The sequence below is a fragment of the Pantoea sp. PSNIH1 genome (assembly GCF_007680655.1).
Lineage (GTDB): Bacteria > Pseudomonadota > Gammaproteobacteria > Enterobacterales > Enterobacteriaceae > Pantoea > Pantoea eucrina.
The window spans coordinates 338,005-361,258 of sequence record NZ_VEIP01000003.1; the positions used below are offsets into that span (position 1 = coordinate 338,005).

The following is a 23,254-nucleotide window of genomic DNA, read 5'->3' on the forward strand; positions in this document are numbered from 1 at the left end:
TCGCTGCACAGTGATGTGCGGCGGGACCATGAGGATAGATCGATGTCCAGTCGTGCCATGTTTATATTTGCAGCCATCAGCGGCTTCGTGCTGGTGGCGTTTGGTGCGTTTGGCGCGCACGTATTAAGTAAATCGCTGGGGCCATCTGAAATGGCGTGGATCCATACCGGCCTGGAGTATCAGGCTTACCACACGCTGGCGGTAATGGGACTGGGTGCCGCGATGCTGCGACGCGCTAATATCTGGTTTTACTGGAGCAGCGCAGCGATGGCGCTGGGTACCGTTCTTTTCAGTGGCAGTCTCTATTGCCTGGCGCTGTCGCACCTGCAGTTCTGGGTGTTTGTTACGCCGGCGGGAGGATTTTGCTTCCTGATCGGCTGGTTTTTGATGTTGATTGGCGCGCTGCGTCTGAAAACAAAGGCAGAACGCCATGAATAAAGTATTACTCTATTGTCGTCCCGGATTTGAAAAAGAGTGCGCGGCTGAAATCAGCGCTAAAGCAGCAGAGCGGGAAATTTACGGCTTTCCGCGGGTAAAAGAAGAAGCGGGCTACGTGCTGTTTGAGTGCTATCAGCCAGAAGATGCAGAGAAGCTGCTGCGCTCGCTGCCGTTTGCTGAACTGATTTTTGCCCGGCAGATGCTGGTTGTCGGCGAGCTGCTGCGCGATTTACCTCCCGAAGATCGCATTACTCCCATTACCGGCATGCTGACCGGAGTGGTGGAGAAAGGGGGAGAGCTGCGGGTCGAGGTTCCGGATACCAACGAAGCCAAAGAGCTGACTAAATTTTGCCGCAAGCTGACGGTGCCGCTGCGCGCCAGCCTGCGTGCCAGCAATATCCTGCTCAATTATGAGAGTCCTAAGCGGCCGGTGGTGCACGTGTTTTTTATCGCTCCGGGCACCTGCTATGTAGGTTATTCGCTGCCGGAAAATAATTCGCCATTCTATATGGGGATCCCGCGACTGAAGTTTCCTTCTGACGCTCCCAGCCGCTCAACGCTCAAACTGGAAGAGGCGTTTCATGTGTTTGTGCCGGCCGATGAGTGGGACGAACGCCTGGGAAGCGGCATGTATGCGGTCGATCTGGGCGCCTGCCCGGGCGGCTGGACCTATCAGCTGGTGAAGCGCAGCATGTGGGTCTACGCGGTTGATAACGGCCCGATGGCACCGAGCCTGATGGATACCGGACAGGTTACCCACTGTCGTGAGGATGGTTTTAAATTTCGCCCGCCGCGCAGCAATATCAGCTGGCTGGTATGCGATATGGTAGAAAAACCGGTGCGCGTGGCCACGTTAATGACTGAGTGGCTGGTAAACGGCTGGTGTCGTGAAGCGATTTTCAACCTCAAGCTGCCGATGAAAAAGCGCTATGAAGAGGTCACGCAGAATCTGGCGATGATGGATGAAGCGTTAAAAGCGCAGGGTATCAACGCCCAGATTCAGGCGCGTCAGCTGTATCACGATCGTGAAGAGGTAACGGTACACGTCCGGCGTATCTGGGCTGCTGCAGGCGGTCGCCGCGACGAACGCTGATCTGTCAGCAACGGGCGCCATTAATGGCGCCCCTACGATGATTGTAGGGGACGCATTTATGCGTCCCTGACGTATTTATGCGTCCCTGACGTATTTATGCGTCCCTGGCGTACCGCGATTTATCCTGCCTGATAGCGCAGCGTATTAAGGTTGCCCTGCAGCACTAAATCGCGTTTCAGCGTGGCAACCTGGCGGCAGATCGTGGCTGTTTCATGCTGGGCGTGTAATTTACTCTGCCACTTTGCCGGCACCTGATCCCACTGCTGATAAATCGCCTCCAGTGAACCAAACTGCGCCAGCAGCTCGCGTGCGCTTTTCGGGCCGATACCGGAGACGCCCGGAATTTTACTGCTGCTGATGCCGCATAAACCCCAGTAATCCGGCAGCTGTTCCGGGGCAACGCCAAATTCCTGTGCGATAAACGGCACATCAAGCCAGCGCTTCTGAAAATAGTCGCGAATGCGGATAGCGGGCGCCAGCAGCTGACAATATCCCTTATCGGTGGAAACGATGGTGGCCTGATGCCCGGCATCCGCCATTTTCACTGCCAGAGTAGCGGCCAGATCGTCTGCTTCATCGTCCCCGGCGATCCAGCAGCTGACGCCTGCGGTGCGAAAAGCCTCCTGCAGCAGCGGCAGCTCCTGTTGCAGATCCTCTGGCATTGGCGGTCGCCCCGCTTTGTAATCCGGCAGCAGCGCATGACGCCAGCCGGGCTGGCGCTCCGGACTGTCAAATACCGCCACCGCGTGGGTCGGGCGTGTATGACCAAGCAGCTGATGCAGCGCCGCAACACAGGCGTCGCGGCAGGGAGAGCCCTGAACGGCATGCAGGCGACGAATGAGATTCAGCGCATCAATAATTAATAAATGTAGTGCCATAAAAGCGATAAGCGGCAGCCCGCAGGCTGCCTTCCTGAAGGGTTATTTGATGATTTCGTAGCAGGGGATATAGGCACTGCCCGGTAGTTTCATACGCTGCTGCGCCACAAAGCCCTGCAGCAGTTCATCCATGCGATGCATCAGATCGGCGTCGCCGCGCAGCTGATAAGGACCGCGTTCACGGATCTCCCGGATACCGATTTCTTTTACGTTTCCGGCCACGATCCCGGAGAAGGCGCGGCGCAAATCAGCCGCCAGTTTTTCCGCCGGCTGATTCGGAAACAGGTTGAGATTTGCCATGTTTTCGTGGGTCGGCAGGAAAGGCACCTGCAGATCCGGCGCAATACGGATAGACCAGTTAAAGCTGTAAGCGTCACCGGTTTCGCGACGATGCTCTTTTACCTGCGGCATCGCTTTTTTCATCTGGCGCGCCACTTCAGCGGCATCATCAATAATGATCGTATAGTGTTTGCGCGCCTGCTCGCCCAGCGTATTGACGATGAAATCATCGAGCACGCGGAAATAGTCAGCGCTCTCTTTAGGGCCGGTGAGGATCAGCGGCAGCACCTGCTCGCTGTTTTGCGGATTCATCAGAATACCAAGCAGGTAAAGGAACTCTTCAGCGGTGCCGACACCACCCGGGAAGATCACGATGCCATGCGCGATGCGGACAAAGGCCTCAAGGCGTTTTTCGATATCGGGCATAATGATGAGTTCGTTAACCAGCGGGTTAGGCGGTTCAGCGGCGATAATGGAAGGCTCAGTCAGGCCGATAAAGCGGCTGTCATGATAGCGCTGCTGCGCATGACCTACCGCCGCGCCTTTCATTGGCGCTTCCATTACGCCAGGGCCACAGCCGGTGCAGATATTCAGCTCGCGCAGCCCCATCTGCGTACCAACATTACGGCAATACTGGTACTCCACCGCGTTGATAGAGTGTCCGCCCCAGCAAACCACGGTATTAGGATACTCCCCGACGTGCAGCGCGCGCGCGTTACGCAGTATCGAGAAAACCTGATTGGTGATATGCGCAGAGTCGTCAGCCTGACCCGCGAGGCGCTCTGGCAGAGCAAGCTGGCCGTTAACAAACAGAATATCGCGCAGCACGGCAAACAGGTTGGCCTGCAGTGAGCGGATGATACGCCCATCCACAAAGGCCTCTTCCGGCGGATTAATCAGCTCCAGCTTAACGCCGCGCTCGCGGCGCAGGACGTTAATAGCGAAATTTTCAAAACGCGAGAGCAGCTCATGACTGCTGTCTGTCTGGCTGCCGGAGTTAAGCACTGCAAGGGAACAGTTACGAAAAAGCTGGTAGAGATCGCTGCTGGCGGTCTGCTTCAGCATGTCGACTTCCAGCTGTGAGAGCAGATCCATTGAGCCAAGCGGGCTGATATGTGTAATCAAAAGAACTCCTTTACACGCCATAGCGTGACTGATGACACTGCGCTTAACCTGCTGAGCGCAGTGACGAAAATCCCTGGTCGCATACGCTTTACGCTTAACGCCGCAGACAGATTAACGCTCCCGGTTGTGATTGCTCAAGAGGAACCGCGCATCCCTGCTACGGCCTGCGAGGTGCCTCGCAATCTGTTACTGGCGTGCCAGACGCGAAAAGCCGGGCGTGAAGGGAACATTGCTGCGCCACGGGTTGATATCCAGACCGCCGCGGCGAGTGTAGCGCGCATAAACGGTTAACGCCTCTGGCTGGCAGAAACGCTGCACGTCGTTGAAAATGCGCTCCACGCACTGCTCATGAAACTCATTGTGCTGGCGGAAAGAGATCAGATAGCGCAGCAGCGCCTCGCGGTCGATACGCGGGCCTTTATAACGAATCATCACCGATCCCCAGTCGGGCTGATTGGTGATCAGACAGTTGGACTTCAGCAGGTGGCTTACCAGCGTCTCATCTACGATTTCATTGCCCGCGGCGTGCGCAAGGTGTCCGGCATCAAAACCGTAATCGCTGATGCTGATATCCTGTTCATCGATAACGCTGCCGCTGAACTGTCCGATAGGCTGGCTTTCCAGCTCGCTCAGGCGAAACAGCGCCACGCTGACGTTGCCGCTGGCGCAGGCGCGCAGATCGCGTTCCAGCGTCTGACGCACGTCGCCCCAGTCTGCGAAACGGGTCTGATTAAAGCTGTTCAGGTAGAGCTTAAAGCTTTTCGACTCAATCAGATTTACGCTGTCAGCATCCATCACCACTTCGCCAATCGCGACCTGCGGGACACCTTTGCTGTTTAGCCATGAAAGCTCATACAGGGTCCAGATATCTGCGCCGTGAAACGGCAGATTATCCGGAAAAAGATTGAGCGGTTCCCGGTTCAGACTGCGCGGCACAGATTGCAGCAGCGTGTTATCGTACTCATCTACATAGGCGACAGATTTGCCCAGGGTCAGGCCGCTTAAGGCCGGGTTTGGGTGTTCAGAAGACATAATGGTTACCACAAGGTGAATCAAAGTGGCTAAGTGTAACCGATCACCAGCGAGAAGATGAATGATGCAGCCCACCGCCAGCGCACTGTGTGCGTTTACCACCCGTTATATCGATCTCTGGCAGCAGCAACAGGGACACTATCCTGCCAGTAGCGATCTGGCAGGGATCCCTTCGCCCTGTATCATCAACACCGTTGATGACCGCGTTCTCTGGCAGCCGCAGCCTTTTTCGCCATCGTCAGGGCTGGATGCGGTGGAGCGGGCGCTGGATATTCAGCTCCAGCCTGATATCACTGCGTTTTACACTACCCAGTTTGCCGGCGATATGCATGCCCGCCTGCAGCAGCGCAGGTTAACGCTGCTGCAGGTATGGAGCGAAGAGGACTTTATCCGGCTGCAGGAGAATCTGATTGGTCATCTGATTATGAAACGGCGTCTGAAACAGAGTCCGACGCTGTTTATTGCTACTACTGATTCAGAGCAGGAGATGGTGGCGGTGTGTAATCTTACCGGTGAAGTCATTCTGGAGGAGCCTGGACGTAACAAACGTGAAATTCTTTCACCTTCTGTCCGGACATTTCTCGATGATATACAACCTGTTATCGGTCCGATGGAGTGATAACCGAAGCGCTATGTAAGAGATCTCTTACAAAATCTGTGCGAGATCGACATTTTGTGAGTGAACCTTTCAGAAAAGCTAAATGTAAAGATATTGTGAATCATAGAGTTATGGTATCAGTCTGAAAATTGAGACAATACTTGATCGATTAATGACTCATGCTTACTTGTTATTGTGGCGATTTTTGAGAGAATACCCACCGTTAGCAGGACGCTATGGACAGAGCGACGTTCAGGAGAATGTCAGCCAGGAGGCGGGAACGTAACGGAGTTTACGTCACAGGGAAGGCTTCAGGACGGAGCAGGACACTCAGGAATGAGTAAGGGACACCTCCAGGATGGAGAATGTGAGCCGTGCGGAGCAGGGCGAGCCAGGATGCTAAGGATGCTGTCATGAAGACAGGCAATGGAAAGCGCAGGAAGAGTTGTCACGGATGAGCAGGGAGCACTGCGGTGGCGGGAATGCTGCACAACGAACCGGGAGCACTGTTATTAACAGTGCTCCCTTTTTTTATGCGCTTTTTACGCCACCGGTGACGAGTGATATGCTTGCCGCCCATTATTTCACGGAGGCAACCTATGTCGACGCACACTATTACGCAGCGACTGCAGCAGGTCGAAGCAGTCATGCGCGAACACGATTACTGGCAGCAGAGCGCTCCTGACGCGGCCGCGTTTAACAGCGACCAGCCTTTCTGCCTTGATACTATGGCTCCGCTGGAGTGGCTGCAGTGGGTATTGATCCCGCGTATGTCAGCCCTGATCGCCTCCGGCGCGCCAATGCCTGCCGGTTTCGCCGTCGCGCCCTATTACGAAGTTGCTCTGACTCCGGTCACTCCCGGCTATACCGCTCTGCTAATCGCGCTGCGTGAGCTTGACGCGCTGTTTGCGGAGCCAGCACGCTGATGCTGGAGATTATCTATCAGGATGAGTGGCTGGTAGCAGTAAACAAGCCTGCCGGCTGGCTGGTGCACCGCAGCTGGCTCGATCGCAAAGAGAAAGTGGTGGTGATGCAGACGGTGCGCGATCAGATTGGTCAGCACGTCTTTACCGCGCACCGGCTCGATCGCCCGACCTCTGGCGTACTGCTGATGGGCTTATCGAGCGAGGCGGGCCGTTTACTGGCGCAGCAGTTTGAGCAGCATCAGATACAAAAAACCTATCACGCCGTACTGCGCGGCTGGCTGGATGGCGCGGCTACGCTCGACTATCCGCTGCTGGAAGAGCTGGATAAAATTGCGGATAAATTTTCTGCTGAACCGCGTGCACCGCAGCCTGCGGTCACGGATTATCAGGCGCTGGCGCAGACAGAAATGCCGGTGGCAATCGGTAAATACAGCAGCGCCCGCTACACCCTGGTGGAGATGTCGCCGCGCACCGGGCGTAAGCATCAGCTGCGCCGCCATATGGCGCACCTGCGCCACCCGATTATTGGCGACAGCGCCCACGGCGATCTGCGCCAGAATCGTGGCGCAGCGGCGCATTTCGGGCTCGATCGTTTAATGCTGCACGCCAGCGCACTCTCGCTGACGCATCCCTTTACCGGAGAGCCGCTGGTGATCCGCGCCGGACTGGATCCGATATGGCAGCAGATGCTGCAGCAGTTCGGCTGGCAGAATCGGTTACCGGACGTTCCCAGGGTTGAGTTTGACGCTGAGGCAGTTCAGGATAAGCCAACAGCGTAAAGGAGCAGCAAGATGGCAAAAATTGGCATTTTTACAGGCACGGTTTACGGCAATGCACTGCTGGTGGCCGAAGAGGCGCAGCCGGTGCTGCAGGCGCAGGGACATGAAGTAGAGGTCTTTGAGAATCCGACGCTGGCGGAGTGGCAGGCGTACAGCAGCGACGTCGTGCTGATTGTAACCTCAACCACCGGGCAGGGCGATCTGCCGGATAATATTGCCCGTCTCCATGCGCAAATCCATGATGAGCTCGGCTATCAGCCAGCGCTGCGCTATGGTGTGATTGCGCTGGGTGACAGCAGCTATCAGCACTTCTGCGGCGCAGGAAAAACCTTTGATGCCACGCTCCAGGCGCAGCAGGCGCAGCGTATTGGTGATGTGCTGATGGTGGATGCCGTTGAGCATCCGGAGCCTGAAAGCGTGACGACGCCGTGGGTGGAGAGCTGGGGTAAGCAGCTGTAGTGACCCGGGCCGCCCTGTATGGCGGCCCGGTATTAACGGTGCAGCCCGGTATCAGGTTACCGGTGCCGGATTAAATACCGCCAGCTGGTTGCGGATCCCCCAGCGATCGGACCAGGTCTGCTGACGACCGCTGGCGATCTCCAGAATCAGCTCAAACAGACGCCAGCCTACCTGCTCAATACTCTCTTCACCGGTGGCGATAGTGCCGGCGTTGATATCCATCAGATCATGCCAGCGCCGGGCCAGCGCGCTGCGCGTCGCCATCTTAATCACCGGAATAGCCGCGAGGCCATAGGGCGTGCCGCGCCCGGTGGTAAACACCTGCAGCGTAATGCCGGAAGCCATCTGCTGCGTACCGCAGACAAAGTCACTGGCAGGGGTAGCGGCGTAAATCAGTCCGCGCTGCGTAGGGCGCTGTCCCGGCGACAGCACTTCAGCAATCGGGCTGCGCCCCGATTTTGCAATCGATCCCAGCGCTTTCTCCACCACGTTTGCCAGTCCGCCTTTTTTATTGCCGGGTGAGGGGTTAGCGCTGCGATCGGTCTGTCCCTGATGCAGATAGTCGTCATACCACGCCATCTCTTCCAGCAGCCGTTTACCCACCGCTTCATTAACCACGCGCGGCGTCAGCAGATGAATAGCGTCGCGCACCTCCGTCACTTCAGAAAACATGACTGTGGCGCCGCAGCGCACCAGCAGATCGGAGGCGAAGCCCACCGCCGGGTTAGCCGTTACGCCGGAAAAGGCGTCACTGCCGCCGCACTGGGTGCCTACTACCAGTTCAGACGCCGGGCAGGGTTCCCGGCGGCGCAGATTAAGCTTTTTCAGATGACGTTCAGCGACCTGCAGGATCTCATCCACCATGGCGCCAAAGCCGACGTGACGCTCATCCTGCAGACGCACAATATCGTTATCATCCAGCGAGATCGCCTGTACATCAGGCGTACCGGTCAGCAGCCGCTCCGGCTGGAGCTTTTCACAGCCGAGGCTGACAATCATTACCTCGCCACCAAAATTGGGATTCAGCGCAAGATTATGAATGGTGCGGATCGGCACGACGGCAGCCGGGGCGTTGATCGCCACGCCGCAGCCATACAGATGATTCAGCGCGACCACGCCATCCACGTTGGGATAGCGCGGCAGCAGATCGCGTTCAATAAGCTGCACAACATAGTCCACGACGCCCGCCACACAGTGGACGCTGGTGGTAATGCCAAGCAGGTTGCGGGTTCCCACGCTGCCGTCTGCATTGCGATAACCATCAAAGGTATAGCCTTCCAGCGGCGGCAGTTCAGGCGGTACGTTGGTTGCCAGCGGCAGGCTGCTGAGCGGCGGCGCCTCGGGCAGGGCTACCAGCGACTCATCTATCCAGCTGCCGCGCGCAATAGAGCGCAGCGCCGTGCCGATCACTTCGCCATAGCGCAGAATCGGTGCATCCTGAGCGATATCCTCCAGCGCAACTTTGTGCCCCTGGGGCACATGCTCCGTCAGCTGCAGCCCGTCGGCAAAGCGTGTACCCGCGGGCAGGCCCTGGTCGTTGACGACAATCGCAACGTTATCCGCTTCATGAACTTTTATATAGAGTGGTTTTTCTGTAACGGGTCGGTTCATTGCTCACCTTCCGGGTAGCCGCACTGTGCATAGCAGTGCGATAAATAGTGGTTCTGGTCACGTCATCAAAGTCAGCCAGCTCCAGTATAAGCAGCACGCGCCCGCCAGCGCATTGTGCAACTGTCCGGCTTTTAGCCCCTTTCTCTCCGCACTTTGGTGGTTTTAACCAAAAGCAAGTGAAGGTGCTCACAAAGCGCTCTTTGGCTGTCTGTTTTTTGTACAATTATGGCGCTGCGATCGGCGTTTCGTGAGCCATCACGCAGCAGGATGTGCATATGCCACAAATTCTTTTTTGTTTTGACTGAATTGTCGGGCTTTCTTCCAGTGTTTCAGCCGCTGGCTGTTTTTATACTGATTTCCGTTCTTAGAGGTTTGGTTACCTGTCACGACGCATCAACGTTCGCCATAACAACAATCGCCGTGTTTAACCCGACATCATTCTGATACCCAACGCGATGTGTATGCAGTCAGAGTGAATGTAGCGTTCGCTATATTTCAGGAGTGCATCATGAATAGTTACAGCCAGACGGCAGAGGCGGTGCAGAAACGTACCAATGCCCGCTACTGGATCGTGGTGATGTTATTTATCGTCACCTCATTCAACTACGGCGACCGCGCCACCATTTCCATTGCCGGATCGGCGATGTCCAAAGATATCGGTCTCGACTCTGTCGGGCTGGGCTATATCTTTTCCGCCTTCTCATGGGCCTATGTGATCGGACAGATCCCGGGTGGATGGCTGCTGGATCGCTTTGGATCCAAGCGTGTCTACTTCTGGAGTATTTTCCTCTGGTCGCTGTTTACTCTGCTGCAGGGCTTTGTTGATCTCTTCAGCGGCTTTGGCATTGTGATTTCACTGTTCCTGCTGCGCTTTTTGGTCGGTCTGGCTGAAGCGCCTTCCTTCCCTGGTAACAGCCGTATTGTCGCGGCCTGGTTCCCGGCACAGGAGCGCGGAACGGCGGTCGCCATCTTTAACTCTGCACAATACTTCGCCACGGTGATCTTCGCGCCCATCATGGGCTGGCTGGTCTCTGAAGTTGGCTGGGCGCACGTGTTCTGGTTTATGGGCGGGCTGGGCATCATCCTGAGCTTTATCTGGCTCAAAGTGATGCACGATCCCAACAACCACCCCGGCGTGAATAAGGCGGAGCTGGAGTACATGGAGCAGGGCGGCGCGCTGATCAATATGGATGCGAAAAAAGCCGATCGCAAAGTCAGCCGCGGTGAAAAGTGGGATCAGATCAAACAGCTGCTCTCTACCCGCATGATGTGGGGCATCTATCTTGGCCAGTATTGCGTCAACGCGCTGACCTACTTCTTTATTACCTGGTTTCCGGTCTATCTGGTACAGGCACGCGGCATGTCGATTCTGAAAGCGGGCTTTATCGCCTCCGTTCCGGCGATTTGCGGCTTCCTCGGCGGCGTGCTGGGCGGCGTGATCTCCGACTATTTGATGCGCAAAACCGGCTCACTCAATATTGCCCGTAAAACGCCAATCGTTATCGGCATGCTGCTCTCCATCAGCATGGTGATGTGTAACTACACCGAAACCGAATGGGTTGTGGTGCTGTTCATGGCGCTGGCGTTCTTCGGAAAAGGCATTGGTGCGCTGGGCTGGGCGGTGATGGCCGACACGGCACCGAAAGAGATCAGTGGCCTGAGCGGTGGTCTGTTCAATATGTTCGGCAACTTCTCCGGTATCGTTACGCCTATCGCGATTGGTTACATCATCGCCACCAGCGGATCGTTTGAGGGCGCGCTGGTATATGTCGGGATCCACGCTTTTGTCGCCGCCTTTAGTTTTCTGTTTATTACCGGTGACATTAAACGCGTTGAGCTGAAACCGTATAAGGAGCCGAAATGAGTACGCAAAGTACGCCTGTCATCACTGACATGCAGGTGATCCCGGTTGCCGGTTACGACAGTATGCTGCTTAACATTGGCGGCGCGCATAACGCCTGCTTCACGCGCAATATTGTGGTGCTGACCGACAGCGCCGGCCATACCGGACTGGGCGAGGCGCCGGGCGGCGATACAATTTATCAGACGCTGCTGGCGGCAGTACCCCAGGTCAAAGGGCAGCAGATTGCGCGTATGAACCGGCTGGTGCAGCAGGTGCATAAGGGCAATCAGTCAGCGGATTTTGACACTTTTGGCAATGGCGCCTGGACCTTCGAACTGCGCGTAAACGCAGTAGCCGCGCTGGAGGCGGCGCTGCTGGATCTGCTGGGGCAGCATCTGGGCGTACCGGTGGCAGAGCTGCTCGGACCGGGCCAGCAGCGCGATGAGGTCACCGTGCTCGGCTATCTGTTTTATATCGGCGATCGTCATAAAACCGATCTGCCGTATCGCAGCGGTGATGCCGCCAGCCACGACTGGTACCGGCTGCGGCATGAGGAGGCGCTGACGCCGGAGGCGGTGGTGCGTCTGGCAGAGGCGGCGCAGGATAAATATGGTTTCAAAGATTTCAAACTCAAAGGCGGCGTGCTGCCGGGTGAAGAGGAGATCGCCTCGGCGGTGGCGCTGAAGCAGCGCTTCCCGGAGGCGCGCATTACCGTCGACCCTAATGGCGCCTGGCATCTGGATGAGGCGATCGGACTCTGTAAAGGCCTGCAGGATGTGCTGAGCTATGCAGAAGATCCCTGCGGCGCGGAACAGGGTTACTCCGGCCGTGAAGTGATGGCGGAGTTTCGCCGCGCCACCGGGCTGCCGGTTGCCACCAATATGATCGCAACCAACTGGCGTGAAATGAACCACGCCGTGATGCTCAACGCGGTCGATATTCCGCTGGCCGATCCTCACTTCTGGACCCTGAGCGGCGCAGTGCGCGTGGCGCAGCTCTGCGACGAATGGGGACTCACATGGGGCTGCCACTCCAATAACCATTTCGATATCTCGCTGGCGATGTTCACCCACGTGGGCGCCGCCGCCCCGGGCAAGCCAACCGCGATTGACACGCACTGGATCTGGCAGGAGGGCGATCAGCGCCTGACGCGCGAGCCGCTGCAGATCCGCAACGGCAAAATTGCCGTGCCGGATAAACCGGGGCTGGGTATTGAGCTGGATCGGGACCGCCTGCAGCAGGCGCACGAACTCTATAAGTCACTGCCGGCCGGCGCGCGCAACGACGCCACCGCGATGCAGTATCTGGTACCCGGCTGGTCATTTGATCGCAAGCGTCCGGCATTTGGGCGCCGTCCTACATAAGGAGCAGGAAATGAGTCAGACCCCTAAAATCGTCGCTATGCAGGTTATTCCGGTTGCCGGACACGACAGCATGCTGCTCAACCTGAGCGGGGCGCACGCGCCATTTTTTACCCGCAATATTGTGATCATTAAAGATAACGCCGGGCATACCGGCGTGGGCGAGATACCGGGCGGAGAAAAGATCCGTCAGACGCTGGAGGATGCCGCCGCGCTGGTGATCGAAAAAACCGTCGGCGAATATAAAAATATTCTCAACCTGGTGCGGAGCACCTTTGCTGACCGCGATGCTGGCGGGCGCGGCAGCCAGACGTTTGACCTGCGCACGACTATCCATGTGGTAACCGGTATCGAAGCGGCGCTGCTCGATTTACTCGGGCAGCATCTGGGCGTAAACGTCGCGTCGCTGCTGGGCGATGGCCAGCAGCGCGACCGCGTGGAGATGCTTGGCTACCTCTTCTATATTGGCGATCGCCGCAAGACCTCGCTCGCCTACCAGAGCCAGGAGCGCGATCCGTGCGACTGGTATCGCCTGCGCCATGAAGAGGCGCTTACGCCAGATGCGGTCGTGCGACTGGCAGAGGCCGCGTATGAGAAATATGGCTTCAACGATTTCAAACTCAAAGGCGGCGTGCTGCGCGGCGGCGAAGAGGCTGAGGCGGTTACCGCACTCGCCAGACGCTTTCCGGAGGCGCGCATCACGCTCGATCCCAACGGCGCCTGGTCGCTGAATGAGGCCATCCTGCTGGGCAAACAGCTGAAGGGCGTGCTCGCCTATGCAGAAGATCCCTGTGGCGCGGAGCAGGGCTACTCCGGCCGCGAGGTAATGGCGGAGTTCCGCCGCGCCACCGGGCTGCCGACCGCAACCAATATGATCGCCACCGACTGGCGGCAGATGGGCCACACGCTATCGCTGCAGTCGGTGGATATTCCGCTGGCCGATCCGCACTTCTGGACCATGCAGGGTTCCGTGCGCGTGGCGCAGATGTGCCACGACTTTGGCCTCACCTGGGGTTCGCACTCCAATAACCATTTTGATATTTCGCTGGCGATGTTTACCCACGTTGCCGCCGCCGCGCCGGGCGCGATTACCGCTATCGACACCCACTGGATCTGGCAGGAGGGTAATCAGCGCCTGACCAAAGAGCCGTTTGTCATTAAAGGCGGCATGGTGCAGGTACCGCAGAAGCCGGGGCTTGGCGTGGAGCTGGATATGGACCAGGTGATGCAGGCAAACGCGCTGTATCAGAAACATGGGCTGGGCGCGCGTGACGACGCTCAGGCGATGCAGTTCCTGGTACCGGACTGGACTTTTGATAATAAGCGTCCCTGCCTGGTGCGCTAACGCTTCAGGCTCCCTGAAAGGGGGCCTGCCGTCATATACAGGAGTAAACAGAATGAGTAATGCCTGGCCAAATACATTTCGCCGCCGCCTGCTGGCAGGAGAGACCCTGATAGGCAGCTGGTGCGCCCTTGCCAGTCCGCTGACTACTGAAGTGCTGGGGCTGGCAGGCTTCGACTGGCTGGTGCTGGACGGCGAACATGCGCCCAACGACATCACCACGTTTGTACCGCAGCTGATGGCGCTGAAAGGCAGCAGCAGCGCTGCGGTCGTGCGTCCGCCGTGCAATGAGCCGGTGATCATTAAACGCCTGCTCGATATCGGCTTCTATAACTTCCTGATCCCCTTTGTGGAGACGGAAGAGGAGGCGCGCCGCGCCGTTGCCTCAACCCGCTACCCGCCAGCGGGCATCCGCGGCGTGTCAGTTTCGCACCGCAGCAATATGTACGGCACGCTGCCGGACTATAACGCCACGATTAACGACAACATCACGCTGATGGTGCAGATCGAAACGCAGCAGGCGGTAGATAACATCGATGCGATCGCCGCCGTTGACGGCGTGGACGGGATTTTTGTCGGTCCGGGCGATCTCTCAGCCGCGCTGGGATACCTGGGCCAGCCTGCGCATCCTGAGGTGCTGAAAGTTATTCAGTACCTGTTTGAACGCGCCAAAGCCGCAGGCAAGCCGTGCGGCATTCTGGCACCGGTAGAAGCGGACGCGCGGCGCTATCTGGAATGGGGCGCCACCTTTGTTGCCGTCGGCAGCGATCTCGGGGTTTTCCGCAACGCCACGCAGGCGCTGTGCAACAAATTTAAACTGTAACGCAGAAAGGGGAAGGCAATGAAAATTGGATTTATCGGCCTCGGTATTATGGGCAAACCGATGAGTAAAAACCTGGTCAAAGCGGGTTACACGCTGGTGGTGCGCGATCACAACGCAGGCAATGAGGCAGAACTGGCCGAACTGGGCGCGACGATAGCAAAAACGCCCAAAGAGGTAGCAGAACAGGTTGATGTGGTGATCACCATGGTACCTAACTCGCCGCAGGTGCAGGAAGTCTGCCTGGGCGCGGGCGGCATCATTGAAGGTGCAAAACCTGGCCTGATTGTGATTGATATGAGTTCTATTGCCCCGCTGGCCAGTCGTGAGATCCACGACGCGCTGGCAGAAAAAGGGATCCGTATGCTTGATGCGCCGGTCAGCGGCGGTGAGCCAAAAGCGATCGAGGGCACACTGTCGGTGATGGTGGGTGGCGATAAAGCGATCTTCGACCAATGCTTTGAGATTATGAAAGCGATGGCAGGCTCGGTGGTGCATACCGGTGATATCGGCGCCGGTAACGTGACCAAGCTGGCAAATCAGGTGATTGTGGCGCTGAACATTGCAGCGATGTCTGAAGCGCTCTCGCTGGCAACCAAGGCGGGCGTGAATCCGGAGCTGGTTTATCAGGCGATCCGCGGCGGCCTGGCGGGCAGCACCGTGCTTGATGCCAAAGCACCCATGGTGCTGGATCGCAACTTCAAACCCGGTTTCCGTATCGACCTGCATATCAAGGATTTAGCCAATGCGCTGGATACGTCACACGGCATTGGCGCGCATCTGCCGCTGACGGCCGCGGTGATGGAGATGATGCAGGCGCTGAAAACCAGCGGTCAGGGCTCCGCCGACCACAGCGCGCTGGCTTGCTATTATGAGAAGTTAGCGCAGGTTGAGATCGCCCGGTAAAGCCGCTCTCCGGCGTCTGCGGAGGCCGGAGAACAGGCTGCGTGAGCAAAGCAGCATACCGTTACGTTACCCATCGCGCCTGGATTGCCTATGAAAATTGTCATCGCACCCGATTCATATAAAGAGAGTCTGTCTGCCCTGAATGTGGCTGCCGCAATTGAAGCGGGTTTCCGCGAGGTTTTCCCGGCCGCCGAGTATGTCAAAATCCCGGTTGCCGACGGCGGTGAGGGCACCGTTGAGGCCATGGTGGCCGCCACCAGCGGTACGCTTGTCCGGCTAACCGCAACCGGCCCGCTGGGCGAGCCGGTGGCGGCGTTTTATGGCCTGTCGGGGGATGAGCGCACCGCGTTTATTGAGATGGCTGCCGCCAGCGGCCTGGAACTTGTGCCGGTGGCGCAGCGCAATGCGCTGATCACCACGTCGTGGGGCACCGGTGAGCTGATCAAAAACGCGCTCGATCGCGGCGTAGAGCACATCATCATTGGCATAGGCGGCAGCGCCACCAACGATGGCGGTGCCGGAATGATACAGGCGCTGGGCGCCCGGCTGCTGGACAGCGCCGGCCGCGATCTGGCGCCTGGCGGCGCGGCGCTGGCGCAGCTGGCGCAGATCGATATCAGCGGAGTGGATGCGCGAATCAAAGCGTGCCGCTTTGAGGTCGCCTGCGATGTCACCAATCCGCTGACCGGGGAAAAAGGCGCTTCGGCGGTGTTTGGCCCGCAGAAGGGCGCCACTCCGGCACAAATCGCGCAGCTGGATCGGGCGCTGGCCCACTACGCTTCGCTTATTCAGCGCGATCTGGATATCGACGTGCTGCATATTGCGGGCGGCGGCGCGGCGGGCGGTATGGGTGCGGCGCTGCACGCATTCTGTCAGGCTGAGCTGCGCAGCGGCATTGAGATTGTGACGGAGGCGCTCGGGCTGGCGGAGCAGGTCAAAGATGCCGATCTGGTGATCACGGGGGAAGGGCGCATCGACAGTCAGTCTGTGAATGGCAAGGTGCCAATCGGCGTGGCGCGGGTTGCCAAACAGTTTAATAAGCCGGTGATTGGTATTGCCGGTAGCCTGACCTCTGACGTGGGGGTTGTACACGCTCACGGCCTTGATGCGGTCTACAGCGTACTGTTCAGCATCTGTTCTCTGGAAGAGGCGCTGGCCAGTGCGGAACAGAATGTGCGCCTGACGGCGCGTAACGTTGCGGCAGCCATCAGGATAGGCAAAGGGCTGTAGGCCGGACCGCGATGCGCGGCGGCCCGGCGGCTAAGGCCGGTATGGGCGTCGCCATAAAGATCGTTCTGACACGCCATTTTACGCCAGCGCCAGCCGCTTACGCGCCTCGCGCGCAACGTTGGCCATCTCATCACTCAGCTCCAGCAGTTCCGGCTCCAGCGCGGCAATATCACTCGCCTGGTGCAGGCTGCCTTCCAGCTGCTGGCAGAGCTGTTTCAGGCGCGGGACACCGCTGTAACTGGCGCTTCCGTGCAGCTTGTGAATAATTTCACGCAGCCCGTTTACGTCACCTTCAGCCATACAGTGCGCCACGCGCGCCTCCACCTCGGGCAGGAAATCGAGCAGCATCTGTAGCAGATCGCGCGCCAGGGCCGGTTTGCCGGCCGCCTGACGCAGCGCCAGTGACCAGTCAAGCGAGACGGCAACTCCCACCGCGGGCGGCTGAGAGGCGGGCGCAACCGGCAGATAGCGCTGCAGCAGCTGAGCCAGGCGGGTTTCATCAATCGGTTTTGCCAGATAGTCATTCATGCCGGCGGCAATCAGCTGCTCGCGCTCGCCATCCAGTGCGTGCGCCGTTACCGCAACGATTGGCGTGCTGGCGTGCAGCGGCAGGCGCCGGATAATCTCGCTGGCCTGAATACCGTCGATATCGGGCATCTGTATATCCATCAGGATCACATCCAGCCGCTGCTGCTGTGCGGCGTGTATGGCCTGCTCTGCGTTGTCACACAGAATGATATTTTCAACCTGCTCCTCCAGCAGCGCGCCGATAAGCCGGAGGTTAGCCGGGTTGTCATCCACCGCCATCACCGTCAGCGGCTGGCGCGGCAGCGGGGAGATCAGGCGGTGCTGACGGCTGCCGATATCCAGCAGCAGCGGGATAAAGCGCGTCAGCGAAACCGGTTTTGCGATACAGCCGGCAATGCCCCGCGCACGCAGATCGTCGGCAAACAGCATCATCTCACTCGGCAGCGCCAGCAGTACGGCATCCGCGCGATCGCACAGCTGCTGGATCTCCGTATCGGTCAGCGTTGCCGGGTGCGGCTTAGCGACCGGCATTCCCACCAGCAGCAGAGGATAGTGGCGTTCCGGCAGCGCAGCCAGGCTGGGATAATATTCTACCCTGAGCGGGGTGATACTGAGCATCTCCTGCACCACGCGCGCCACTGCCGGATGGGGCTCGACATAGGCCAGCGTTGTGGCGTGCAGGTCATCCAGCACGCGCGGAATAGTAGGGGCATTCGGGTTAAGATTGAGCCGGACGCGCACCCGGAAAACCGACCCCCGATCGGGCTGGCTGTGAAAAGCGATTTCGCCGCCCATCTCCTGCACCAGCTTCTGGGTGATCACCAGCCCAAGTCCCGTGCCGCCGTGTCGGCGGGTAATGCTGGCATCCGCCTGGCGAAACGCCTGAAACAGCTGCGGCTGCTGCATTTCCGGAATGCCGATACCGGTGTCATGCACCTGGATCTCCAGTTCCGCCTGCGTGGCGCTGAGATGCTGCAGCTCAACGCGCAGGTCGATATGCCCCTGCTCGGTAAACTTGATGGCGTTACCTATCAGGTTGATCAGGATCTGCTGCAGCCGCAGCGGATCGCCGATAACGTTGTCAGGCACGCTGTTTTGCAGGCAGACGGTGATCTCCAGCCCTTTCTCATGCGCGGAGGGCGCCAGCAGCACCAGCGTCTCATCCAGCGTGGCGCGCAGCGGAAAAGGAATAGATTCCAGCACCAGCTTGCCCGATTCCAGACGCGAGAAATCCAGCACATCGTTGATAATACTCAGCAGATTATTGGCGGAGCGCTCAATCGTACTCATATAGTCGCGCTGGCTGGTGCTCAGGCTGGTTTTCAGCATCTGGCGGCTGAAGCCGATCACGCCGTTGAGCGGCGTACGCAGCTCGTGAGACATATTTGCCAGAAACTCAGATTTAATGCGGGCCGCCTCCTGAGCGCGTTTCTTCGCCAGATCCAGCTCGACGTTCTGAATCTCCAGCTGCTCCAGCGTTTCGCGCAGATCCCAGGTGGCCTGGTCAATATTTTGCTGCATCTCTTCATGGTAGGCGGTCAGCGACATCGCCATCGCGTTGATACCGTTTTTAAGCATGCTGAGCTCGCCCAGCATATAGCCTTCCACCCGGCTGTCGAGCTGGCCGCGCCGGATGCGATCCACGGTGGCTACCATATTGCGTATCGGGCCGGTCACATCGCGCATCAGACGATAGGCGAACAGCATGGCGAGGCAGAGGCAGAACAGCAGCAGCAGCGTTGCGACAAATACCTCTTTATACTGCGCCAGCCGTACCGACTGCAGATCCAGCTCAATGGCGACATAGCCCAGGGGATTACCGTCGGGTTTGGTCTGTTCATCCGGCTGCTCATCAGCGGAGTAGCGTTCAGATATAATCGGCGTGCGCAGCACCAGCAGGTTACCCTGGCGTTCATGCGTTACGCCCTCGCGCAGCTGCGTCATATCCTCTTTTTGCAGCAGCGCCAGGTTCTGCTTACTGTTGGATGTGGCGTAAACGCGATTCTGGTTGTCGAAAACCGTAATGGCACGGACAATATCGGAATGGCGCCGGTGCAGCAGGCTGACCAGCTCGTGGATCGCAGCGCGATCGTGCCAGCTCATCCCATACTCACTGGATACCGCCAGAGGTTCGATAATATTTGCGCCGGCGTCAAAAACCTGGCGCTGCAGTTCGTTATAGCGGTGGACGACAAAAAAGGTGCTGAGCAGCAGACCAATCAGCAGCGTTGGCGCCAGTATTAAAATCATCATCCGCGCCCGCAGGCTGTATTTGGTCATCACGATGCCCTGGCGATTGCCGTGTTCCTGTGCACGCGTCGTGGCGGGCGGCACAACCTGATTAAAAGAGAATACGATTACTATGGCGCAATTTTACGCCGCAAAACAGCGGCCGACGACAAAGCAGCGGATCGCCGTCACGGTCGATGAGCTCGATCCGTTCGGCCAGGGCGTGGCACGCTATCAGGGGAAAACCCTGTTTATCAGCGGTGCGCTGCCGGGCGAACAGGCAGAGGTTACGCTGCTGGAAGATAAACGGCAGTTTGCCCGCGGTAAAGCGATAAAGATCGCACAGCCCAGTCCGCAGCGGGAAATACCGCGCTGCCGCCATTTTGGCGTCTGCGGTGGCTGCCAGCAGCAGCACGCTGCCGTTGCACTGCAGGAGAGCAGCAAGGCGCACGCGCTGAGCCGTCTGCTGAGCCGCGACGCCGCTTCTCCGGTGGCCGTTGAGGAGATTATCCGCGGCAATAGCTGGGGCTATCGCCGGCGCGCCCGGCTCGGACTGCAGTGGCAGCCGAAGCAGCAGCGGCTGGTGATGGGATTTCGCCAGGCGGCCAGTCATGCGCTGGTGCCCCTGCAGCAGTGCCCTGTTTTGGTGCCCGAACTTGAAGCGTTGCTGCAGCCGCTGCACCACTGCCTGAGCGCGCTGCAGGGGGTAAGGCGGCTGGGGCATGCAGAGCTGGTGCTGGCAGACAACGGCCCGCTGATGGTGCTGCGTCATCTCGACGCGCTTTCTGCGCGCGATCGCGCAGACCTGGAACGCTTTTCGCATCAGCACTCGCTGATGCTGTATCTGGCTGACGGCAGCGATGAGCTGCAGGCGATTAACAGCAGCATGCCTTACTACCGCTCGCAGGATTTAACGCTAACCTTTAGTCCACAGGACTTTATTCAGGTTAACGATCGCGTTAATCAGCAGATGGTGGCAACAGCGCTGGCGTGGCTCGATCTGCAACCCGATGACAGCCTGCTGGATCTTTTCTGCGGCATGGGGAATTTCACCCTGCCGGCAGGGAAATCTGTACAAAATGTTGTAGGTGTGGAGGGGGTTGCAGCATTAGTTAAGCAGGCAGAGTATAATGCCGCGCTTAACAATCTAAGTAATGTACGCTTTTTCCAGCATAATCTGGAAGAGGATGTTTCGCGTCAGCCGTGGGCGGCGCAGGGATTTAATAAGGTGTTACTGGATCCGGCGCGAGCCGGGGCGGCGGGCGTGATGTCGCATATTGTTAAACTTGCGCCAGAACGCGTGGTCTATGTTTCCTGTAACCCGGTGACACTTGCGCGCGACAGTCAGGTACTGCTGTCCGCGGGCTACCATCTGGAAAGGGTCGCGATGCTGGATATGTTCCCACATACCAGTCATCTCGAATCCATGGTGTTGTTCAGCAAAACATAAGCGACAGTTATGTCGCTGTGGCAGGAGAGGATATGGTTGCGGTCAGAAGTGCGCATTTAAATACGGCAGGGGAGTTTGCCCTCGATCAGTGGATTGCCAGCCTGACGATTAGCAATCCCCAATCCTGTGAGCGGCTGGCAGAGACCTGGCGCTACTGTGAAGCCGAAACGCGCGAGCACCCCGATCAGACTCTGCTGCTGTGGCGCGGTATTGAGATGGTGGAAATCCTCACTATGCTCAGTATGGATTGCGATAGCCTGTGCGCAGCGCTGCTGTTTCCGCTGGCCAACGCAGAGGTGGTCAGTGAGGAGAAGCTGGAGCAGGCGTTTGGCAAAGGGATTGTCTCCCTGGTGCACGGCGTACGCGACATGGATGCCATTCGCCAGCTGAAAGCGATTCATAATGACTCTATGGCTTCAGCCCAGGTGGACAATGTCCGCCGTATGCTGCTCGCGATGGTGGAAGATTTCCGCTGCGTGGTCATCAAGCTGGCCGAGCGGATTGCGCATCTGCGTGAGATGAAAGATGCGCCAGAAGATGAACGCGTGCTGGCGGCAAAAGAGAGCACGAACATCTATGCGCCGCTGGCTAACCGGCTCGGTATCGGCCAGCTGAAGTGGGAGCTCGAAGATTACTGCTTCCGCTATCTGCATCCGGATGAATATAAACGCATCGCGAAGCTGCTGCATGAGCGGCGCATCGATCGTGAACAATATATCGATAACTTTGTGACCAACCTGCGTCAGGAGATGCAGAAAGAGGGCGTGCGGGCAGAAGTCTACGGGCGGCCGAAACATATCTACAGCATCTGGCGCAAGATGCAGAAAAAGTCGCTGGCGTTTGATGAGCTGTTCGACGTGCGCGCGGTACGCATCGTGGCAGAGCGTTTGCAGGACTGTTATGGCGCACTCGGTACGGTGCACACCCTCTACCGGCATCTGCCGAGCGAATTTGACGATTATGTCGCAAACCCTAAGCCCAATGGCTATCAGTCCATTCATACCGTGGTGCTGGGGCCGCAGGGCAAAACCGTTGAGATTCAGATCCGCACCCGTCAGATGCATGAAGATGCCGAACTTGGCGTGGCGGCGCACTGGAAATATAAAGAGGGCCCGGGCGTCAGCAACTCGCGCGGGGCTGCCGGACACGAAGAGCGTATCGCCTGGCTGCGCAAGCTGATTACCTGGCAGGAAGAGATGGCGGATTCCGGTGAAATGCTGGAGGAGGTTCGCAGTCAGGTCTTCGACGATCGCGTTTACGTCTTTACGCCAAAAGGCGATGTGGTGGATCTGCCCGCCGGCTCCACGCCGCTCGACTTTGCCTATCACATTCACAGCGATATTGGCCATCGCTGTATCGGGGCGAAGATCAGCGGCCGCATTGTGCCTTTTACCTATCAGCTGCAGATGGGCGATCAGATCGAGATCATCACCCAGAAGCAGCCCAATCCAAGCCGCGACTGGCTCAACCCGAATCTGGGCTACATCACGACCAGCCGCGGGCGCTCCAAGGTACACGCCTGGTTCCGTAAGCAGGATCGCGATAAAAATATCGTGGCGGGCCGCCAGATCCTCGATAACGAGCTGAGCCAGCTCGATATCAGCATGCGCGAGGCGGAGAAGATTTTGCTGCCGCGCTACAACGTTGGCTCGCAGGATGAGCTGCTCGCAATGATTGGCGGCGGCGATATTCGTCTCAATCAGATGATTAACTTCCTGCAGGCAAAGCTCAATAAACCGAGCGCTGAAGAGGAAGATCGTGAAGCGCTGCGTCAGCTGACGCAGAAGTCGCATCACGCCTCAAACGCCCGTAAAGAGAGCGGTCGCGTGGTGGTGGAGGGGGTGGGAAACCTGATGCATCACATTGCCCGCTGCTGCCAGCCTATTCCCGGCGACGATATCACCGGCTTTATTACTCAGGGTCGCGGCATCTCGATTCACCGCGCCGACTGCGATCAGCTCAGTGAACTGATCTCTCATGCGCCAGAGCGTATCGTTGATGCCGTCTGGGGGGAGAGCTACTCCAGCGGCTATTCGCTGGTGGTGCGCGTTACCGCCAACGACCGCAGCGGCCTGCTGCGTGATATCACGACCATACTGGCGAATGAAAAGGTCAATGTACTGGGCGTCTCCAGCCGCAGCGATACCAGAAAACAGCTGGCGACCATTGATATGGATATTGAGATCTACAACCAGCAGGTGCTGGGGCGCGTGCTGGCGCGGCTTAATCAGGTGCCAGATATTATCGACGCGCGTCGTTTGAATTAACGCGCAGCCGGCACTGGCCCGCTGCTCTTCAGGGTCGCCTTTTACGGCGGCCCTTTTTAT

The 23,254-nt window shown here is 58.1% G+C and carries 19 protein-coding genes; 14 read left to right on the forward strand and 5 right to left on the reverse strand.

Annotation, left to right across the window (positions count from 1 at the left end):
• Window positions 1–42 precede the first annotated feature (42 nt).
• Both FS690_RS11100 and rlmM read left to right on the forward strand, forming a co-directional pair.
• Window positions 43–438: a DUF423 domain-containing protein gene (locus FS690_RS11100; protein ID WP_039379923.1), complete on the forward strand. Its 396-nt coding sequence runs from the start codon at window positions 43–45 to the stop codon at window positions 436–438.
• Window positions 431–1,531, forward strand: a complete 1,101-nt coding sequence (gene rlmM, locus FS690_RS11105; RefSeq protein WP_039379921.1) for a 23S rRNA (cytidine(2498)-2'-O)-methyltransferase RlmM — start codon at window positions 431–433, stop codon at window positions 1,529–1,531. The genes FS690_RS11100 and rlmM overlap by 8 nt, the downstream gene beginning before the upstream one ends.
• Before the next feature lie 119 nt (window positions 1,532–1,650).
• Here the strand turns inward: rlmM and xni are convergent, their stop codons facing one another.
• The 3 genes from xni to queF all read right to left on the reverse strand — a co-directional run bounded on the left by xni (window position 1,651) and on the right by queF (window position 4,845).
• A complete protein-coding gene (gene xni, locus FS690_RS11110; RefSeq protein WP_039379919.1) occupies window positions 1,651–2,409 on the reverse strand; it encodes a flap endonuclease Xni in 759 nt (252 codons plus the stop codon).
• Window positions 2,410–2,451: 42 nt separating this feature from the next.
• Window positions 2,452–3,813, reverse strand: coding sequence for a nucleotide 5'-monophosphate nucleosidase PpnN (gene ppnN, locus FS690_RS11115; protein ID WP_039379917.1), 1,362 nt, complete (start codon window positions 3,811–3,813; stop codon window positions 2,452–2,454).
• 186 nt (window positions 3,814–3,999) lie between these two features.
• Window positions 4,000–4,845, reverse strand: a complete 846-nt coding sequence (queF, locus tag FS690_RS11120) for an NADPH-dependent 7-cyano-7-deazaguanine reductase QueF (RefSeq protein WP_145339624.1) — start codon at window positions 4,843–4,845, stop codon at window positions 4,000–4,002.
• A gap of 61 nt (window positions 4,846–4,906) precedes the next feature.
• Here queF and syd point away from each other — a divergent pair, with 61 nt between their 5' ends.
• From syd to FS690_RS11140, 4 genes are all read left to right on the forward strand, one after another.
• On the forward strand, window positions 4,907–5,464 hold the full coding sequence (syd, locus tag FS690_RS11125; protein WP_104085491.1) for a SecY-interacting protein: 558 nt from the start codon (window positions 4,907–4,909) through the stop codon (window positions 5,462–5,464).
• A gap of 578 nt (window positions 5,465–6,042) precedes the next feature.
• A complete protein-coding gene (locus tag FS690_RS11130) occupies window positions 6,043–6,369 on the forward strand; it encodes a YqcC family protein (RefSeq protein ID WP_039379911.1) in 327 nt (108 codons plus the stop codon).
• Window positions 6,369–7,148, forward strand: a complete 780-nt coding sequence (truC, locus tag FS690_RS11135) for a tRNA pseudouridine(65) synthase TruC (protein WP_108569632.1) — start codon at window positions 6,369–6,371, stop codon at window positions 7,146–7,148. The genes FS690_RS11130 and truC overlap by 1 nt, the downstream gene beginning before the upstream one ends.
• Window positions 7,149–7,160: 12 nt before the next feature.
• The gene (locus FS690_RS11140) at window positions 7,161–7,607 is read left to right on the forward strand and encodes a flavodoxin (protein ID WP_108569631.1); all 447 of its coding nucleotides are present in this window, start codon (window positions 7,161–7,163) and stop codon (window positions 7,605–7,607) included.
• 51 nt (window positions 7,608–7,658) lie between these two features.
• Here FS690_RS11140 and garD read toward each other — a convergent pair whose 3' ends face one another.
• Window positions 7,659–9,218 (reverse strand): galactarate dehydratase, encoded by a 1,560-nt coding sequence (garD, locus tag FS690_RS11145; protein WP_039379905.1) that lies wholly within the window; start codon window positions 9,216–9,218, stop codon window positions 7,659–7,661.
• A gap of 508 nt (window positions 9,219–9,726) precedes the next feature.
• On the opposite strand from garD, the gene FS690_RS11150 reads away from it, so the two are divergent.
• The 6 genes from FS690_RS11150 (at window position 9,727) to FS690_RS11175 (ending at window position 16,720) form a co-directional block, all read left to right on the forward strand.
• The gene (locus tag FS690_RS11150; RefSeq protein ID WP_039379902.1) at window positions 9,727–11,082 is read left to right on the forward strand and encodes an MFS transporter; all 1,356 of its coding nucleotides are present in this window, start codon (window positions 9,727–9,729) and stop codon (window positions 11,080–11,082) included.
• Window positions 11,079–12,425 carry an enolase C-terminal domain-like protein gene (locus tag FS690_RS11155; protein ID WP_039379900.1) on the forward strand — a complete coding sequence of 449 codons (1,347 nt, stop codon included), beginning with the start codon at window positions 11,079–11,081 and terminating at the stop codon, window positions 12,423–12,425. The genes FS690_RS11150 and FS690_RS11155 overlap by 4 nt, the downstream gene beginning before the upstream one ends.
• 10 nt (window positions 12,426–12,435) lie before the next feature.
• Window positions 12,436–13,767, forward strand: a complete 1,332-nt coding sequence (gudD, locus tag FS690_RS11160) for a glucarate dehydratase (protein WP_039379898.1) — start codon at window positions 12,436–12,438, stop codon at window positions 13,765–13,767.
• A gap of 52 nt (window positions 13,768–13,819) precedes the next feature.
• Window positions 13,820–14,587 (forward strand): 2-dehydro-3-deoxyglucarate aldolase, encoded by a 768-nt coding sequence (gene garL, locus FS690_RS11165; protein ID WP_039379896.1) that lies wholly within the window; start codon window positions 13,820–13,822, stop codon window positions 14,585–14,587.
• A gap of 18 nt (window positions 14,588–14,605) precedes the next feature.
• Window positions 14,606–15,490 (forward strand): 2-hydroxy-3-oxopropionate reductase, encoded by an 885-nt coding sequence (garR, locus tag FS690_RS11170; protein WP_071668545.1) that lies wholly within the window; start codon window positions 14,606–14,608, stop codon window positions 15,488–15,490.
• Window positions 15,491–15,580: 90 nt separating this feature from the next.
• Window positions 15,581–16,720, forward strand: coding sequence for a glycerate kinase (locus FS690_RS11175; RefSeq protein ID WP_039379892.1), 1,140 nt, complete (start codon window positions 15,581–15,583; stop codon window positions 16,718–16,720).
• Between the two features lie 78 nt (window positions 16,721–16,798).
• On the opposite strand, the gene barA is transcribed toward FS690_RS11175, so the two are convergent.
• Window positions 16,799–19,528 carry a two-component sensor histidine kinase BarA gene (barA, locus tag FS690_RS11180; RefSeq protein ID WP_108569630.1) on the reverse strand — a complete coding sequence of 910 codons (2,730 nt, stop codon included), beginning with the start codon at window positions 19,526–19,528 and terminating at the stop codon, window positions 16,799–16,801.
• Window positions 19,529–19,610: 82 nt separating this feature from the next.
• Between barA and rlmD the strand changes: the two genes are divergently transcribed.
• Window positions 19,611–20,927 (forward strand): 23S rRNA (uracil(1939)-C(5))-methyltransferase RlmD, encoded by a 1,317-nt coding sequence (gene rlmD / locus FS690_RS11185; protein ID WP_039379887.1) that lies wholly within the window; start codon window positions 19,611–19,613, stop codon window positions 20,925–20,927.
• A gap of 32 nt (window positions 20,928–20,959) precedes the next feature.
• The gene (gene relA, locus FS690_RS11190; protein WP_039379884.1) at window positions 20,960–23,194 is read left to right on the forward strand and encodes a GTP diphosphokinase; all 2,235 of its coding nucleotides are present in this window, start codon (window positions 20,960–20,962) and stop codon (window positions 23,192–23,194) included.
• Window positions 23,195–23,254: the final 60 nt, after the last annotated feature.